Below are 15550 nucleotides of genomic sequence, written 5' to 3'. Positions count from 1 at the left end.
TGCAGGGCTTTTTCATTGTTGGCGGCGGACTGCGCCTGCGCCGGCTTCAGCCGCAGCGGCTCGGCGTTTCACAGCCACGTCATGGACGCTTGCCACGCTCGCGTTTTTGTCAGCAATGAAAGCACCATGACCGACGAATCCAGCAAGCCGCCGCTGCACAACCTGCTCAAGGGCACCACCGACCAAGCCAGTGAACTGAACCGCCGCCGCTTTGTGCGCCAGATGGCCTGGAGCGCCGGCGCAATGTCCGTGCTGCCGCTCGCGGCCTGCGGCGGCGGCGATGGCAGCCAGACAGAGGTCAAGCCGGCCGACCCCGAAGTCCGCTTCGTCCATGGCCTGGCCAGCGGCGACCCTCTGTCCGACCGCGTGATGCTCTGGACCCGCGTCACCCCGCCCGCCGGCCACCAGGCAGACATTCCCGTGCAATGGGAGCTTGCCAGCGACGCGGCGTTCGCCTCCATCGTGGTGCGTGGCGAGAGCAGCGCCACCGCCGCCAGGGACTTCACGGTCAAGGTCGATGCAGCCGGCCTCAAGCCTGCCACGGTCTATCACTTCCGCTTCCGCGCCCATGGCGTAACTTCGGCGGCAGCACGCACGCGTACCCTGCCCACCGGCTCGGTGGCCCAGGTCAGACTGGCTGTCTTCTCCTGCGCCAACTACCCGGCCGGCTACTTCAATGTATACGCCGATGCGGCCAGGCGCAGCGACTTGGACGCCACGGTACACCTGGGCGACTACATCTATGAATACGCGCGCGGCGGCTATGCCTCGGCCCAGGCCGAGGCCATGGGTCGTCTGGTCAATCCTGCCGGAGAAATTCTCTCGCTGGCCGACTACCGCCAGCGCCATGCCCAGTACAAGAGCGATGCCGACCTGCAGGCCCTGCATGCCGCCGCGCCCATGATTGCCATCTGGGACGACCACGAATTTGCCAACGACACCTGGAGTGCGGGAGCCGAGAATCACCAGCCCGGCGAGGGCGACTTCGCCATGCGTAAGGCTGCTGCCATGCAGGCCTACCACGAGTGGATGCCCACGCGCACCGCGAGCGCCGAGCTGATCTACCGCAGCTTCGACTTTGGCGATCTGGTCTCGCTGCACATGCTGGACACCCGCGTGATAGGCCGCGACAAGCAGCTGGACTATGCCGATTTCATGACCTCTGCCGGCATCGACTCGGCGGGCTTCACCACGGCCATGGCCAATCCGTCGCGTCAGCTGCTGGGGCAGACCCAGACACAGTGGCTGCAGCAGCAGATGGCGGCCTCCCGTGCCACCTGGCAGGTACTGGGCCAACAGGTGCTGATGGGGCGCATGAACATTCCCGCTCCCATACTCATGGAGACCATCCAAGCCGGCGCGGGCGTATCGGTCTCGCAGTACGCAGCGCTGGTTGCCAAGGCGCAGACCGCGCCAGCCACACTCACGCCTCAGGAGCAGGCCATCCTGGCCCAGCCTTCGATCCCCTACAACCTGGACGCCTGGGATGGCTACCAGGCCGCGCGCGAGACCGTTCTGGGCTCCGCGCGTCAGCTCGGCAAGAAGCTGGTGGTGCTGGCCGGCGACACGCACAACGCCTGGGCCAGCGAGCTGCAGGACATGAACGGCAAGGCCGTGGGCGTGGAGTTTGCGACCTCCTCGGTCAGCTCGCCGGGCTTCGAGGAATACCTGCCGGGCGAAGACCCCGCCGCGCTGGCCGCTGCGCTGCAGCAGCTCATCAAGCCGCTCAAATATTGCGACACCTCGCGCCGCGGCTATATGCTGGTGACGGCCACGGCGGATGCCTGCCGCGCCGACTGGATATATGTGAACACCATCAGCAACCGCCAGTTCACCGCCAGCACCGAAGCCTCCATGAAAGTTCTGGCCAGCGCGCCGGGGCTGCTGGTCAAGGCTTGACCCCCCGGGCCGGCAAGGCGGAACAAGCCCGCCCTCAGGGCCGCTGAAAACCGGCTCTGGCGCGCTCCACTTCAGCTCTGGTGATGCAGCCCGGCGCATGGTCGTTGACCATGCCCATGGCCTGCATCAGCGCATACATGGTGGTCGGCCCGACAAACTTCCAGCCGCGCTTCTTGAGCTCCTTGGACAGGGTTTGCGACTCCGGCGTCTGGGCCTGAATGGTCGTGCCTGTCGATGGCACAGACGGCTGATAGCGCCAGAAGAACGCGGCCAGAGAGCCTTCGGCCTGGACCATTTCGATGGCCCGCTGGGCGTTGTTGATCACGGCTTCGATCTTGCCGCGGTGGCGCACGATACCCGCGTCCTGCAACAGGCGCTGCACATCGGCCTCGCCGAACTGCGCCACGCGATGAAAATCGAAACCCGCAAAGGCCGCGCGAAAGTTCTCGCGCTTGTTGAGAATGGTCAGCCAGCTCAGGCCGGACTGAAAGCCTTCCAGACAGAGTTTCTCGAACAGGCGCTGATCGCTGCCCACCGGAAATCCCCATTCGCGGTCGTGATAGTTCACATAGCCCGGCGTGGCCAGACACCAGCGGCAGCGCTGCCGGCCGTCTTCGGCGGACTGGGTGGGGGAGCGGGTCGGAGTGGTCTCGGTGGGTTCGGTACTCATGCCCAGCACTCTAACCAATGCAAAAGCCCTGCAGAGCGTTCCCTGCAGGGCTTTTTTTTTTGATAGCTTCTTGCGCTTGATATCAAACGATTTCAGATATTAAACATATTGAAATCAATGAATATCAAGCGCTAACAGCTCACTTTTTATCCGTCTGAGCCAGGCGCGAATGGCGCATGCCATAGGCCATATAGATCACAGCACCCAGCGCCATCCAGCCCAGAAAGCGCAGCCAGGTCAGCGTGGTCAGATTCAGCATCAGATAAAAGCACAGCAGGGCCGAGAGCACTGGCAGCACAGGCACAAAAGGCACGCGGTAGCCGGCTCCGGCGTCGGGACGCTTTTTGCGCAGCACCAGCACGCCGATGCTGACCAGCACAAAGGCCGACAGCGTGCCGATGTTGATCATCTCCTCCAGCAGCTCCACCTTGGTAAAGCCTGCCAGCAGCGCCACGATCACGCCCACAGCCAGTTGCAGGCGAACCGGCGTCTTGCGCCTGGCCGATGTCACGCCCCAGCTGCGCGGCAGCAGGCCGTCGCGGCACAAGGCCAGCAACACGCGCGAGCTGCCCATCAGCAGCACCATGACCACGGTGGTCATGCCGATCAGCACGCCGACCGAGATGACCTGCGCCGCCCAGCCGGCGCCCACGGCAATGAATGCAGTGGCCAGCGACGGGTTCTCGGCCCTGGCCAGTGCCGTATAGGGCACCATGCCGGTCAGCGCCAGCGTGACCAGGATGTAGAGCACCGTCACCAGCACCAGCCCGCCGAGAATGCCGCGTGGCAGCGTGCGCTGCGGGTCCTTGACCTCTTCGGCCGAGGTTGCCACCACATCAAAGCCCAGAAAGGCGAAGAACACCAGCGATGCGCCCGAGATCACGCCCAGCCAGCCATACTGGCTGGGCTCGGCACCGAACAGCCAGGCCAGCATGGGCTGCCCCCACAGGTCACCGCTTACGCCATGAGCCACCACGGGCGGCTGTGCACTGGGTACAAAAGGCCTGAAGTTGTCGGTGTTCATGTAGGTGAAGCCGACGACGATCACAAACACGGTGATCGCCAGCTTGATGACGGTGAACAGGTTGTTGACCTTGGCCGAGACCTGGGTGCCTGCGATCAGCAAGGCCGTGAACACGGCCACGATGAAGAATGGCCCCCAGTTCAGCGAGAAGCCGCCGATCTCGACGCTCTGCGCGATCTCCAGCCCTGCCGTGGAGAACACGGCCGACAGATAGATGCCCCAGTACTTGGCCAGCACGGCAGCGGCCGAGATCATCTCCAGCAGCAGATTCCAGCCAATGATCCAGGCCAGGCCCTCGCCCAGCGTCAGATAGGTATAGGTATAGGCGCTGCCCGTGACGGGCACGGTGGAGGCGAACTCCGCATAGCACATGATGGCCAGCGCGCAGGTCGCGGCCGCCAGAATGAAGGAGAAAATCACGGCCGGCCCGGCAAAGCTGCCGGCTGCGCGAGCGCCCACCGAGAAAATCCCTGCGCCCACGGCCACGGCCAGGCCCAGAATCATCAGATCGAAAACACCCAGCGTGCGCTGGAGCTGCCGGCCCGGCTCGTCGGAATCGGCCAGCGCCTGTTCAATGGTTTTGGTTTTCAGCCACTGCATGCATATCCCCGGGCTTTGAGAACGTGTTTACGATCTCTACGCAGCCGCGTTGGAGCGCAATCGGGATGAGTTCGAAGCGATGGCTCGCCGCTTGCACCGGGGTGCAAGCAAGAGACAGCGCACAGAAATCGCCCGATTTCGCTCCACCCCTTCGGGACAGTGTCTTTGCGGGCGGTCTGCGGCGTTGCGAATCCTCGCAATAGCACGGCTATTGCTGCGGTATCGCGCCTGGCATCCCATCCCGCAAAGCCACTGTCGCGGCGCGAGGAGATCGTAAACACGTTCTTAGCCACGCTTTTGGCGCGGCGTCTTCGGCCCGGTCCTTTTTGTCAAAAAGGCATCCTAGGGATTTCACCAGTGATGCGCAGATTCCCTGCAGCATCACCAGTCCATCTGCATGTTTTGTGCAGGCCCGGCTGCACACCCATCTCAAAACAGACTAGTCAGGCCCGCGTTTCACGAAGCCTGCACCGCGCTCAAAAATCGCGCTGCAGTCCTGCATGCAAGCGAGCACTGACGCAGGATTCAAAAAGACCCGAGGCAGAGCGATCCTGCCCGGCTCAGATACGCGGAGGCTGTGGCGGCACATCGGCCGGGCGAATCAGCAGGCAAAGCACTGGCACCAGCATCAGCGCAGTGACCACATCCAGCACATGGTGCTGATGCACCAGCATGGTTGAGGCGCAGATGGCCGCGCTCCATAGCGCAATCAGCAGACACAGCCCCCTGCGACCACGCTGCCATTGCGCCTGGCAGATGGCCAGACAGGTCAACGCCGTGTAGACGATGTGCAAAGAGGGCAGCAGATTGTGCGGCTTGTCCACCAAGAACATGGTCGCAAAAATGCTGCGATAGGGCTCGAATTCGGGAATCGCGCGCTCGAAGGCCAAATTTGCCGGAAACAGCACGAAGATCAGACCGCAGATCAGCGTACCCAACACCTGGCGCTTGCCCAGAGCCGCCGTGCCGGGCTGCCCCACCAGCCAGAACGGCAGGGCCAGAAACGGGAAAAACGAGAAATAGACAAAGATGAATTCTGGCACCAGCGGAATCATGGCATCCCAGCGCGTGATGAAGTCATAGCGCTGGTCGCGCAGGCTGGCCAGCCAGTTGGCCGTAGGATAGATCGCGTAGGTGGCGATGTTCACCCATATGGCCCAGAAGACAAAGCCACGCTGGCGAGCCGGACCAGCCCCGGATCCGTGGACTGCCTGATCGGCGGGGCGAAGAGCGGGAGCACGCGCGGGTTTTGCCATGAGCGGATTATGAAAGCAAGGCCTGCCACCCTGCGTAGGCTGCAAAGCAAAAAAGGCTAGCAGCGCAAAGCGCTGGCAGCCTTGGAATTCACGCAGTATCTCGGCAACCGGGCCTATTGAGCCGCGGCCGATGGCGCCTGAGCCGACAGCACCCAACGGGCCATCTGCAGAGAATCGGCCTCGCTGATCTGCGGGTGGCGCGGCATGATCACATTGCCCCAGACACCCACGCTGCCGCCGCGAATCTTGTCTGCCAGATAGCTCTGGGCATCGGCTTGCGAGCCGTACTTCTGTGCGATCTCCGTAAAGCCCGGGCCCACAAATTTGCGGTCCAGACCATGGCAGCGCATGCAATCTGCGCCCTCCACCAGCTTTCGGGCCGCCGCCAGCTCGGGCTTGGCAGCCACCAGCGCATCCGCCGCCTTCTCGGCCGTGCTGACCCGCATGATGCGCCAGCCGATATTGGCCACGCCCAGTGCCGACGCCAGCATGACCAGCCCGATCAGCCAGCCAATCCAGCGCGGACGCGGCGGGTAGTTTTCTTCGTCGTCGATGGGATCTGTCATACCAAGCACCAGATTCAAAAAAGAATGGCCAGCAAATGCCGGCCACAGAGCACAAAGCACAAAACTGGCGCGCCCTAAAACCAGAGACACCAAGGAAGCGCCGTCGCGCACCGAGGGTGTCGTCCCCCTCCGGCGCTCAGCGCCAGAGAGGGGGAAGGCGCGATAGCGCCTCAGGGGGAGCAATTAGTGCCTGAAGTGGCGCACGCCGGTGAACACCATGGCCACGCCACGCTCGTTGGCCGCATCGATCACTTCCTGATCGCGCATGGAGCCGCCAGGCTGGGCCACGCAGGTGGCACCGGCATCGACCACCACGTCCAGGCCGTCGCGGAAGGGGAAGAAGGCATCCGACGCCACGACGGTGTTCTGCAGCGACAGCTTGGCGGCTTCGGCCTTGATGGAGGCGATGCGGGCCGAATCCAGGCGCGACATCTGACCTGCGCCCACGCCCATGGTCATGCCGTTCTTGCAGAAGACGATGGCATTGGACTTGACGAACTTGGCCACGTTCCAGGCGAACAGCAGGTCCTGAAGCTCTTCGGAGGTAGGCTGCTTGACGGTCACGACCTTGAGGTCGGCCAGCTTGAGCTCATGGTTGTCCGAGGTCTGCAGCAGCAGGCCCGAGCCGATGCGCTTGGACTCGATGGCGTTGCGGCCGTTGTCCCAGTCGGTTGCGCCGCCGGCGGGCAGAGCGATCTTCATCAGGCGCACATTGACCTTGGCCTTGAAGATTTCCAGGGCTTCGGCGCTGAACTCGGGAGCCATCAGCACTTCGACGAACTGCTTGGACACGGCTTCGGCAGCGGCCTTGTCCACAGCGCGGTTGAAGGCGATGATGCCGCCGAAGGCGCTGGTGGGGTCGGTCTGGAAGGCCTTGGAATAGGCTTCGAAGGCGTTGGCACCCACGGCCACGCCGCAGGGGTTGGCGTGCTTGACGATCACGCAGGCAGGGGTGTCAAAGCTCTTGACGCATTCCCAGGCCGCGTCGGCGTCGGCGATATTGTTGTAGCTCAGCTCCTTGCCCTGCAGCTGCACGCCCGTGGCCAGCGAGCCGGGAGCGGGGTACAGATCGCGGTACCAGGCGGCTTGCTGGTGGCTGTTTTCACCGTAGCGCAGATCCTGCACCTTGATGAAATGGCCGTTGGACTGGCCGCCGAACAGGGCGCGCTCGGGCACATATTCTTCGCTGAGCTTTTCGTCTTCGAACTTGACGCTAGACAGATAGTCGCTGATCGCTCCGTCGTACTGGGCAATGCGGTTGAAGGCCGCCACGGACAACGCAAAACGCAGCTTGTCGGACAGCTTGCCATTCGCCTTGAGTTCGGCCAGCACGGCTTCGTACTGGTCGGCAGCGGTCAGAACGCCCACATCCTTCCAGTTCTTGGCAGCGGAACGCACCATGGCGGGGCCGCCGATATCGATGTTCTCGATGGCGTCGGCCAGCGTGCAGCCAGCCTTGGCCACAGTGGCTTCAAAGGGGTAGAGGTTCACGACCAGCAGATCGATGGTCTCGATGCCATGTTCCTTCAAAGCAGCCATGTGCTCGGGCAGTTCGCGGCGAGCCAGCAGACCACCGTGCACCATGGGGTGCAGGGTCTTGACGCGGCCGTCCAGCATCTCGGGGAATCGGGTGACTTCGGCCACTTCGGTCACGGGCAGGCCCACGCCTGCCAGCAGCTTGGCGGTGCCACCGGTGGACAGCAGCTGCACGCCAAGAGCGTGCAGGGCTTGCGCAAATTCGACGATACCGGTCTTGTCAGAGACGGAGATCAGAGCTTTCATGGGCGTCAATTCAAAGTTTGGATAAAAACAAGCTGCAAGTGCAGATATATCAGGCGCTTGCAGCTATGGATTCGGTAGCTTCGTCGTTCAGAGCAACTCGTGATCGACCAGTTTTTTGCGCAGGGTGTTGCGATTCAGGCCCAGCCATTCGGCGGCACGCGACTGGTTGTTGTCGGCCTGGCCCATCACCACTTCCAGCAACGGTTTTTCGACAAGACGAATCACCATGTCATAGACATTGGCCGGTGTTTCGCCCTCGAGATCGCGGAAATAGCCCTCCAGGCTATCGCGAACGACTTGTTCTAAATTCTGATTGCTCATGCAGCCATTTCTGCCGGTTCGTCCAGCTCGCTGCTTGCTTCAGCAGCGGCCGTGGCCGCCGGGATCCGCTCCATCTGCTGCCCCAGGGCATCCAGATAGTCGGCCACGGCCTGCCATTGCACCGCACAGTCCTCAATAGTGTTGATGTGTTTTCTGAACTCTTCCCCGCCCGGCAGAGCTCGCAGATACCACGCAATATGCTTGCGGGCGCTGCGCACGCCGACTCCCTCGCCATACAGGCTGTAGTGATCTTGCAAATGTTCGAGCAGCAGACGACGCAGCTCGGCCACCAGAGGAGGAGCCAGATGCTCGCCCGTGGCCAGAAAGTGCGCGATCTCGCGAAAGATCCACGGCCTGCCCTGGGCTGCACGGCCGACCATGATGGCGTCCGCCCCCGTATAGGCCAGCACATCGCGGGCCTTTTCAGGGCTGTTGACATCGCCATTGGCCACCACGGGCACTTTGACGGCCTGCTTGACGGCCGCAATCGTGTCGTACTCGGCAAAGCCCTTGTAGCCCTGCTCGCGCGTGCGGCCGTGCACGGTCAGCATCTGGATGCCGACATCTTCAAACTGGCGCGCCAGCAGAACTGCGTTCTTGCGCGTATCGCACCAGCCTGTGCGCATCTTCAGGGTGACGGGCACGTTGTAGGGACGTGCTGCCTCCACCACGGCCTGGGCAATTTCCACGGCCAGCGGCTCGTTCTGCATCAGAGCGGAACCCGCCCATTTGTTGCAGACCTTCTTGGCCGGACAGCCCATGTTGATGTCGATGATCTGCGCGCCGCGCTCGATGTTGTAGATGGCAGCCTCGGCCATCATGGGCGCTTCGGTGCCGGCAATCTGGACCGAGATCGGCCCAGGCTCGCCTTCATGGTTGGCACGGCGACTGGTCTTGAGACTGTTCCACAAGTCCTTGCGGCTGGTCACCATCTCGCTGACCGCATAACCGGCCCCCAGTGCCTTGCACAGCTGACGAAACGGCCGGTCCGTCACACCCGCCATGGGAGCGACAAACAGACGATTTGCCAATGGAATATGACCAATGTGCAGGGCGGGCATGGAGAGAGTTTGGTTTCTGCGGCAGGCAATGTCTGGCACAGACCGGGCGCTGGAAAAGAGGGGGCAATTATACCTGCTCAAATTTTCAGCAAAACCAAACTCCATGCATCACCCTGCGAGGCGAGTCACTATCGGGCAATGCAGCACCGGCGTCTCAGTTTTTACGCACCGGCATATCAAAGTACTGCTCGGGATAGGGCTCGCTGACCAGCGTGTAATGCCACCACTCCTCTGGCAGGTTCTTCCATCCGTTGCGCTGCATCAGGCTACGCAGCCAGCGGCGGTTGTGCTGCACATCGGGCGATTGCTGGGCATTGTCGGTATGCGACTGCTCGTCAAAGAGATCGAAGGGCGTTCCCATGTCCACTTCGATACCGTCGGCCAGCGGGCCACGCACCAGCTTTCTGGCGCGCTTGGCATCCACCACCAGCAGCGTCATGTCCACGGTGCTGGCACGGCTGTGACCCGATTTCTCGGCGATATAGCCACGCTTGAAGAGCTCGCTCTTGGGCACGCGCGGGTAATACATGTCCTTGTTTTTCTGATCGGCCATATCGCGCCCCCAGCGCACAAAGTCGTCGACGGCCGCCTGGGGTCGGTAACAGTCATAGACCTTCAGAGCCAGCCCCTGTCCAGCCAGTTCCTTTTGAACAGCTGCCAGAGATTCGGCAGCCACGCGGCTGAGCCAGCAAACCCCGGCTTCGTAGCCAGCCACGGGGCGGCCCATGAAGTTGTGCTTGGAGACATAGCGCATGTCCTGCTTGATGCCGGGCGCCAGCGTCGCCAGCGGCACCAGATCGGCAGCCACCGTGACCGCTGATCTGGCATCGGACGGCGCGATGGTCTTTATGTTCGATGCGCAACCAGCTATCAAAAGCAAAACGACCGCCAGGCCTGCGGCCTGACTCGATCGCATCATTTTTTTTTAGAGGGCTGAAAGCCATTCCTACTCCCATTGATCTGGCGTTACCGGATAACACCTGTGTACGCATTTGGATAAGAAACCATATATCAACAGCCTCCAACTATGGCCGATGACCGAGAAATGACAGGATGCAAAGTTCAGGGAATTGAGCGACCCGCCTAAACTAGCCGCCCTATGGAAGCGTGGATACATCAGTTGCTGCAATGGCTGGCCCTGCCGGAGCTGGGCCTTAGCACCGTGTTTGTCGTGGCCCTGGTCTCGGCCACCCTGCTGCCGCTGGGTTCTGAGCCCGTGGTGGCCGCACTGGTCTCAGCCAACCCCGATCTGTTCTGGCCCGCCATTGTGGTCGCCACGGCGGGCAACACGCTGGGTGGGGCCATCAGCTGGTGGATGGGACTGGCCGCCAACCAGGCCTGGAACAAGGCCAAAAAGCTGCGCCGACATGGAGAGCCGCCGCCCCAGAACATGCACCACAAGTCACGCTGGAACCGCATCGCCCGTTACTGGCTGCGCAAATACGGCGCCAAGGCCTGCCTGCTGAGCTGGCTGCCCGTCGTCGGCGACCCGCTATGCGCGGTCGCCGGCTGGGTGCGCCTGCCTTTCTGGCCCTGCGTCGCCTATATGGCAGTTGGAAAATTCCTGCGCTATACCTTGATGACGGCAGGCCTGCACCAGATCATCCTGCGGTTTTTCTAGATCAGAACTCGGTGTGCAAACGCACAGCCAGTGCGTTGACGGGCCCACGGTCCGCGTTGTATGCAGGGTTGCGGATATGCTGCCAGTCAAAGCTGATGCTGGATTGTTTGCTGATCCCCACGCTGTAGAACATCTCGAGAATATTCTCGGGCTTGTAGTTCAGACGCCCGTCACCAATGAACGCCCCCACCCCGCCCTCTGCCAGATACTGACGGTGCGTGGACGAGAGGAAATTGCGCGCCACGCCTATGCCCAGCGTATCGTTCGCCCGTCCCCATTTGCGCCCCTGGATCAGCAGACCCGCAGAAAGAGAACGGTCGATTTCCGTGAAGGCATAGATTTCCGTCTTGCCATCGGCCCAGCTGCCACGGGCAAAAAGACCCACGTCATCACTCAGCGCCTGCTCCAGGTTGATGCCGAAGCCTTGCTTGCTTCTGGCACCGTAGCGCGCAACATTCAGATCCGGCACCGCCCCGGTCTGCGTCGCCAGGTTGAGTGCGTCGTCATAGCGCGTCATCACGGCGTGGTTGCGAAAGACCAAAGCACGCAACTTGCCCGGTTGGCCCGCCAGCGTGTGCGCGTGGGCTACTTCCAGCTGATCGCCGTAGTGTTTGAAAATTCGATAGTCCAGCGGCTGGCCGTTGGGCTCCTTGGGCTGGATGAAGCGACCGAAGCGCACCTCCCAGTCGTCGTGAAACCACTCCAGCACCGCCCCCCAGCTGTAACCTCTGGCATCTGCGGCATAGTCAAACGCGCCTTGAGTCATCAGCGACCAGTTCATGAACTGCGTGCGCGGATCATGGCTGTAGCGGTTGTCGTCAAAGATATCGATGACCGCCAGATTGCCCACCGTGAGCACAGTACGACGCTTGTCCACCATGCCCGCCAACTGCCTTGCCTCCGACTCCACCGCCTCTTGCTCGCCGCCATGACTCCAGGTCTGGCGCAAGAATGCACGGGCGCGATAGAGCTTCAATCTTGCTCCCGAAGTTTTGGCCAATTCCCCATTGGTAAAGCCACCCAGGCCTGCCAGTCCCGACAGAGGAATGCCCTGCGCGCCTTCCAGATCAAGATAGACCTCCCCCCCCGGCCCATGGACGGTATCCAAGAGATGCAGTGGTCGTGAAGGAATAACTGCGCTCGCGCCCCGGCAACAGGCTTTTCTCTCCGGTATAGGGTGCAGAAAAGGACGGCTTGCGCTGCCAGACATAGGTGGCCTGGAACTTGGCATTCCACCTCTCAGGCTCTGTGTTTACCCCACCCGCATCAGCTGCTGACGCTGCTGCAGAGGCTTCTTCACTGCCTGCATGGACTTGCTCTGCACTCTGCTGCGCATGAGCAGGCAGCCCCCATATCATGCACAAGGACATCAAACTGCCCGTGCAAAGCTTGGCGAAACCAATTTTGTTATTGAATGTTCTTTGCTGACGCATTGACCGCTCCTGGCGAACCCGCCATTGTGAACTGGCAAACCCGCACACGCTCCAGAAAATTCATGCGCAATCTGCACATGGAAACCGACACGAACAATTCTTACGTTCGCCGTACCGGCACCCGCGACGCCTGCTGCGCCCGCGAAGTGCCAGTCCGGCAGGCCAACCATGTGGCTGCCATCAGCGGATGCTCAGCTTCTCCAGCATGCGCACCAGCTCGGCAACCGAGCCAGCTTCCATCTTGCGCATGGCTTGAGATCGCCTGACTTTGATGGTGATTTCGCTGACATCCAGCTCTCCCGCGATCTGCTTGTTGAGCATGCCTCGCACCACGCCAATCAACACCGACTGCTCCCCACTGGACAGCGAATTCCAACGCGAACGCAACTCCAGCAACTGCCCATCCTGCGCACGGCGCTGGCGATCAAGGGCAATACCTTGCTGTATGGCATCGAGCAAGTCCTGATCGCGAAACGGCTTGGTCAGAAACTCTATGGCCCCGGTCTTCATGGCCTCCACGCTCATGGGAATATCGCCATGGCCGGTGATGAAGATGGTCGGGAAACGCAGCCCCTGCTCCAGCATCTGGCGCCTGAACTCCATACCGCTCTGGCCCGGCATGCGGATGTCCAGCACCAGACAGGCCGGCCCCTCGGGCGGGCTCAGCTCCAGATGGGCGAGAAAGTCGCGCGTCGCACCGAAGGCGGACACGGCCAGTCCCACGGAGAGAAGCAAATCCTCGATGGCCGCGCGCACCGAGGCATCGTCATCGATCACATACACGGTTTCGAGCTCAGCCAAGCTTGTGTCCTCCTGATGCGGGATCACCCGAGGCGGCGAGAGCCGCGATGGTCACATGAAACACGGCGCCGCTGTGCCCGTCCTCTCGCTCTGTGGCCCAGATCCGGCCACCGTTAGCCTCGGCCATGTGGCGACTGATGTTCAACCCCAGACCCATGCCCTCACGCTTGGTGCTCCAGAAGGCATCGAACAAATGGCTTTTGGCCAGCGGCGATAGCCCCTCTCCCGCATCGGTGACTGTCAGCACCAGCTGCTGGCCCAAGGCCTGGGTAGCCACGGCAATGCGCCGCTGCACGGCCGGCGTTTCCTGCATGGCGTCCATGGCGTTGAGCAGCAGATTGCCCAGCACCTGCAAAAACTGCACTCGGTCGCACCAGGCCGGCGCCAGACCCGGCGCCAGTTGCAGGTCCATGGCAATGGCGCGCTGGTTCAGGTCCGCGCCCGACAGATTCACCATCTCGCGCACTGCCTCGTTGAGATCGAACTTCTGCTTGCTCGGTGCCTCGCCGCGCGCCATGGAGCGGATACGCGCAATGACCTCGCTGGCGCGCTGCGCATCACCCAGGATGCGCTCCAGCGCCTGACCGGCTTTTTCGAGATTCGGTGGCTGCTGAGCCAGCCAGCGCTGGCTGGCATTGCCGCTGGTGACGATGGCGGCCAGCGGCTGGTTGACCTCATGGGCGATCGAGGCCGTCACCTGTCCCAGGCTGGTGGCCTGAGTGATGCGCAGCAACTGGGTCTGTGCTGCGTGGGCCGCATTCTGGGCGGCCACCATCTTCAGGCCCAGATAGGCCGTGATAACGATGGCCAGGATGCTGATGCCCGTGTTGATGAGTCCGGTTCGGTAGGCGCCAGCCGGCGTCAGCGCAAAGCTGGCCAGGGTGAGCGCTATGCACAGCGCCGTGGTGCCTATCACCAGGCGCGGGCTGAACCAGCGCACCGCCACGAGGATGACGGCCGTGTGGAACACGGCCGCGGCCACCGCATACTCGGTCAGCGTATCCAGCGCGAAGATGGCTGCCATGGTCGCTGCCATGCCGGCCAGGATCAGGGCCCGGCGCAGATGCAGGAAGCGTTGCGGTTTGGCTGTCATGGCATGCAGGGCGGATCTCAGAGCGTGAAAGACCCGTTGATTGTGGCGCAAGATGCGCGCACGCTAGCCCTGCCCGCCTACTCCACTCATCACAGCGCGGGCCGCTGGCCTATGCTCAGTTGCAGATCGACCGTAGCCTTGGCCAGATCAGCATTGGCCTGCAGATAGCCGAGGTAGGCATCATCGGCCGAGCGCTGGGCCGACAGCAGCTCCAGCAATGAAGCCTGGCCGTGACGGTAGGACAGTCGGATGCTCTCGAGCACGCGCTGCGCATCCGCCAGCACATTGCTGCGATAGCGCTCCACATTCTCCTGCGCCGCCGCGAAACGGAAGTAGGCGGAGCGCACATCAGCCTCGGCCTTGTGCTGCGACTGCTGCAGCCCCAGCATGGCCTGGGTCACGATGGCCTCGGCCTGCAACACCTCACCGCGGTTCAGGCGCGAGAACGGGATGGGCACGCTCACCGAGACCGACAACATGCGCGAGCGGTTGTTCGCATCGAAGACATTGCCTTTGGCGTCCACACCCGCAGACGTGGCTGGTATGGCGGTCAATCCCACGGCCAGCGTGGGATTGACCCAACGGTTGGCCTGGGCCAGGCCGGCATTGTCGCGCGCATTGTCCAGCGTGGCCTGGGCCACGCGCACATCGCTGCGCACATGCAGAGCCTGGGTCACCAGGACATCGATGTTCTTGTCGTTCGCAAAGGGCTGGAAATCGCATTGCAGCTCGTCGGTGCCGAAAATCTCCAGGATCTTGCGCCCCAGCGGCACGCTCAGGGCCAGACGTGAGGTCTGGGCATCGGCCCGCGCCTGCGTCACGTCGGCCTGGAACTGGTCGCGCTCCACGCGCGACTGCCGCCACTCTACGGTGCCGACGTCGCCGGCCTTGCGTCGCACCTCGTTGGCCTTGACCACATCGGACAGAGCATTGAGCGTCTGCTCCTTGCGCTCCAGCGCCTGGCGATCGCGGCAGGCCTGTGTGAAGTCCTGGGCAGCATCGGAGAACAGCTGGGTGCGGAATCCCTCGACCTCAGCCTCGGCCAGCCGCACCTGGCTGCGTGCGGCGCGAATGCGAGCCGAGCGCTTGCCGCCGGTCTCCAGCTCCATGCTGAGTTCATAGGTCCGATTCTGCGGGCGCGGCAGGCCGCTATTGACCTGCTCGCGCGCAGCGCCCAGCGAGAGCTGGGGATCGGGTCGTATGCCCGCGATGCCGACGCCAGCCCGGGCCGACACCACGTTCTGCTGCTGTGATTGCAGGTCCAGGCTGTGCTGCTCGACAGCGCTCAGATAGTCGCTGAAGCGCAGCCCGGCGGCGGCGGGCGGCGCCGCGGCCTGAGCCAATGCCGTGCCACCCAGGCCCAGCGTCGCCAGCAGCAGAGCCAGGCGCTTGAGGGAAAGAAAGGGAAATTGCATGGTGCTTC

General features: G+C 62.5%; 15 protein-coding genes. 2 read left to right on the top strand and 13 right to left on the bottom strand.

Annotation, left to right across the window (positions count from 1 at the left end):
- The first annotated feature begins 126 nt into the window (after nt 1-126).
- Nucleotides 127-1899: an alkaline phosphatase D family protein gene (locus V8Z78_RS16385; RefSeq protein WP_046461826.1), complete on the top strand. Its 1773-nt coding sequence runs from the start codon at nt 127-129 to the stop codon at nt 1897-1899.
- Between the two features lie 34 nt (nt 1900-1933).
- Here V8Z78_RS16385 and V8Z78_RS16380 read toward each other — a convergent pair whose 3' ends face one another.
- The 8 genes from V8Z78_RS16380 to V8Z78_RS16345 all read right to left on the bottom strand — a co-directional run bounded on the left by V8Z78_RS16380 (nt 1934) and on the right by V8Z78_RS16345 (nt 10098).
- Nucleotides 1934-2569 (bottom strand): DNA-3-methyladenine glycosylase I, encoded by a 636-nt coding sequence (locus V8Z78_RS16380; protein WP_314352922.1) that lies wholly within the window; start codon nt 2567-2569, stop codon nt 1934-1936.
- A 139-nt stretch (nt 2570-2708) separates the two neighbouring features.
- On the bottom strand, nt 2709-4193 hold the full coding sequence (locus tag V8Z78_RS16375; protein WP_003071145.1) for an amino acid permease: 1485 nt from the start codon (nt 4191-4193) through the stop codon (nt 2709-2711).
- Nucleotides 4194-4753: 560 nt separating this feature from the next.
- Nucleotides 4754-5449 (bottom strand): phosphatase PAP2 family protein, encoded by a 696-nt coding sequence (locus V8Z78_RS16370; protein ID WP_223305696.1) that lies wholly within the window; start codon nt 5447-5449, stop codon nt 4754-4756.
- A gap of 113 nt (nt 5450-5562) precedes the next feature.
- Nucleotides 5563-6015: a c-type cytochrome gene (locus V8Z78_RS16365; protein WP_054075487.1), complete on the bottom strand. Its 453-nt coding sequence runs from the start codon at nt 6013-6015 to the stop codon at nt 5563-5565.
- 183 nt (nt 6016-6198) lie between these two features.
- Nucleotides 6199-7797 carry a bifunctional phosphoribosylaminoimidazolecarboxamide formyltransferase/IMP cyclohydrolase gene (gene purH / locus V8Z78_RS16360; protein WP_057093475.1) on the bottom strand — a complete coding sequence of 533 codons (1599 nt, stop codon included), beginning with the start codon at nt 7795-7797 and terminating at the stop codon, nt 6199-6201.
- A gap of 87 nt (nt 7798-7884) precedes the next feature.
- Entirely contained in the window at nt 7885-8118 is a 234-nt protein-coding gene (locus V8Z78_RS16355) for a Fis family transcriptional regulator (RefSeq protein ID WP_003071135.1), read from the bottom strand.
- Entirely contained in the window at nt 8115-9179 is a 1065-nt protein-coding gene (gene dusB, locus V8Z78_RS16350; RefSeq protein WP_280030843.1) for a tRNA dihydrouridine synthase DusB, read from the bottom strand. Before dusB ends, V8Z78_RS16355 begins: the two co-directional genes overlap by 4 nt.
- A 154-nt stretch (nt 9180-9333) precedes the next feature.
- Complete coding sequence (locus tag V8Z78_RS16345; protein ID WP_231879740.1) at nt 9334-10098, bottom strand: M15 family metallopeptidase; 765 nt, start codon at nt 10096-10098, stop codon at nt 9334-9336.
- 180 nt (nt 10099-10278) lie between these two features.
- Here V8Z78_RS16345 and V8Z78_RS16340 point away from each other — a divergent pair, with 180 nt between their 5' ends.
- On the top strand, nt 10279-10800 hold the full coding sequence (locus V8Z78_RS16340; RefSeq protein ID WP_012839739.1) for a YqaA family protein: 522 nt from the start codon (nt 10279-10281) through the stop codon (nt 10798-10800).
- A gap of 1 nt (nt 10801) precedes the next feature.
- Here V8Z78_RS16340 and V8Z78_RS16335 read toward each other — a convergent pair whose 3' ends face one another.
- The 5 genes from V8Z78_RS16335 to V8Z78_RS16315 form a co-directional block, all read right to left on the bottom strand.
- Entirely contained in the window at nt 10802-11908 is a 1107-nt protein-coding gene (locus V8Z78_RS16335) for a carbohydrate porin (RefSeq protein WP_349731730.1), read from the bottom strand.
- A complete protein-coding gene (locus V8Z78_RS16330) occupies nt 11868-12233 on the bottom strand; it encodes a hypothetical protein (RefSeq protein WP_349731729.1) in 366 nt (121 codons plus the stop codon). The genes V8Z78_RS16335 and V8Z78_RS16330 overlap by 41 nt, the downstream gene beginning before the upstream one ends.
- 180 nt (nt 12234-12413) lie before the next feature.
- Nucleotides 12414-13034 carry a response regulator transcription factor gene (locus V8Z78_RS16325; protein ID WP_003071126.1) on the bottom strand — a complete coding sequence of 207 codons (621 nt, stop codon included), beginning with the start codon at nt 13032-13034 and terminating at the stop codon, nt 12414-12416.
- Entirely contained in the window at nt 13027-14127 is a 1101-nt protein-coding gene (locus tag V8Z78_RS16320) for a sensor histidine kinase (protein WP_003071124.1), read from the bottom strand. The genes V8Z78_RS16325 and V8Z78_RS16320 overlap by 8 nt, the downstream gene beginning before the upstream one ends.
- A gap of 89 nt (nt 14128-14216) precedes the next feature.
- The gene (locus tag V8Z78_RS16315) at nt 14217-15542 is read right to left on the bottom strand and encodes a TolC family protein (protein ID WP_349731728.1); all 1326 of its coding nucleotides are present in this window, start codon (nt 15540-15542) and stop codon (nt 14217-14219) included.
- Nucleotides 15543-15550: the final 8 nt, after the last annotated feature.

Origin of the sequence: Comamonas sp. wu1-DMT, from assembly GCF_040187805.1 — a bacterium.
GTDB lineage: Bacteria > Pseudomonadota > Gammaproteobacteria > Burkholderiales > Burkholderiaceae_C > Comamonas > Comamonas thiooxydans.
The sequence above is the reverse complement of the archived record's forward strand: the minus strand, read 5'-3'. Positions and strand labels throughout refer to the sequence as shown.

Coding starts and splice junctions, on each gene's coding strand:
- V8Z78_RS16385 (WP_046461826.1), top strand. CDS start 127: ATGACCGACGAATCCAGCAAGCCGCCGCTGCACAACCTGCTCAAGGGC.
- V8Z78_RS16380 (WP_314352922.1), bottom strand. CDS start 2,569: ATGAGTACCGAACCCACCGAGACCACTCCGACCCGCTCCCCCACCCAG.
- V8Z78_RS16375 (WP_003071145.1), bottom strand. CDS start 4,193: ATGCAGTGGCTGAAAACCAAAACCATTGAACAGGCGCTGGCCGATTCC.
- V8Z78_RS16370 (WP_223305696.1), bottom strand. CDS start 5,449: ATGGCAAAACCCGCGCGTGCTCCCGCTCTTCGCCCCGCCGATCAGGCA.
- V8Z78_RS16365 (WP_054075487.1), bottom strand. CDS start 6,015: ATGACAGATCCCATCGACGACGAAGAAAACTACCCGCCGCGTCCGCGC.
- purH (WP_057093475.1), bottom strand. CDS start 7,797: ATGAAAGCTCTGATCTCCGTCTCTGACAAGACCGGTATCGTCGAATTT.
- V8Z78_RS16355 (WP_003071135.1), bottom strand. CDS start 8,118: ATGAGCAATCAGAATTTAGAACAAGTCGTTCGCGATAGCCTGGAGGGC.
- dusB (WP_280030843.1), bottom strand. CDS start 9,179: ATGCCCGCCCTGCACATTGGTCATATTCCATTGGCAAATCGTCTGTTT.
- V8Z78_RS16345 (WP_231879740.1), bottom strand. CDS start 10,098: ATGATGCGATCGAGTCAGGCCGCAGGCCTGGCGGTCGTTTTGCTTTTG.
- V8Z78_RS16340 (WP_012839739.1), top strand. CDS start 10,279: ATGGAAGCGTGGATACATCAGTTGCTGCAATGGCTGGCCCTGCCGGAG.
- V8Z78_RS16330 (WP_349731729.1), bottom strand. CDS start 12,233: ATGCGTCAGCAAAGAACATTCAATAACAAAATTGGTTTCGCCAAGCTT.
- V8Z78_RS16320 (WP_003071124.1), bottom strand. CDS start 14,127: ATGACAGCCAAACCGCAACGCTTCCTGCATCTGCGCCGGGCCCTGATC.
- V8Z78_RS16315 (WP_349731728.1), bottom strand. CDS start 15,542: ATGCAATTTCCCTTTCTTTCCCTCAAGCGCCTGGCTCTGCTGCTGGCG.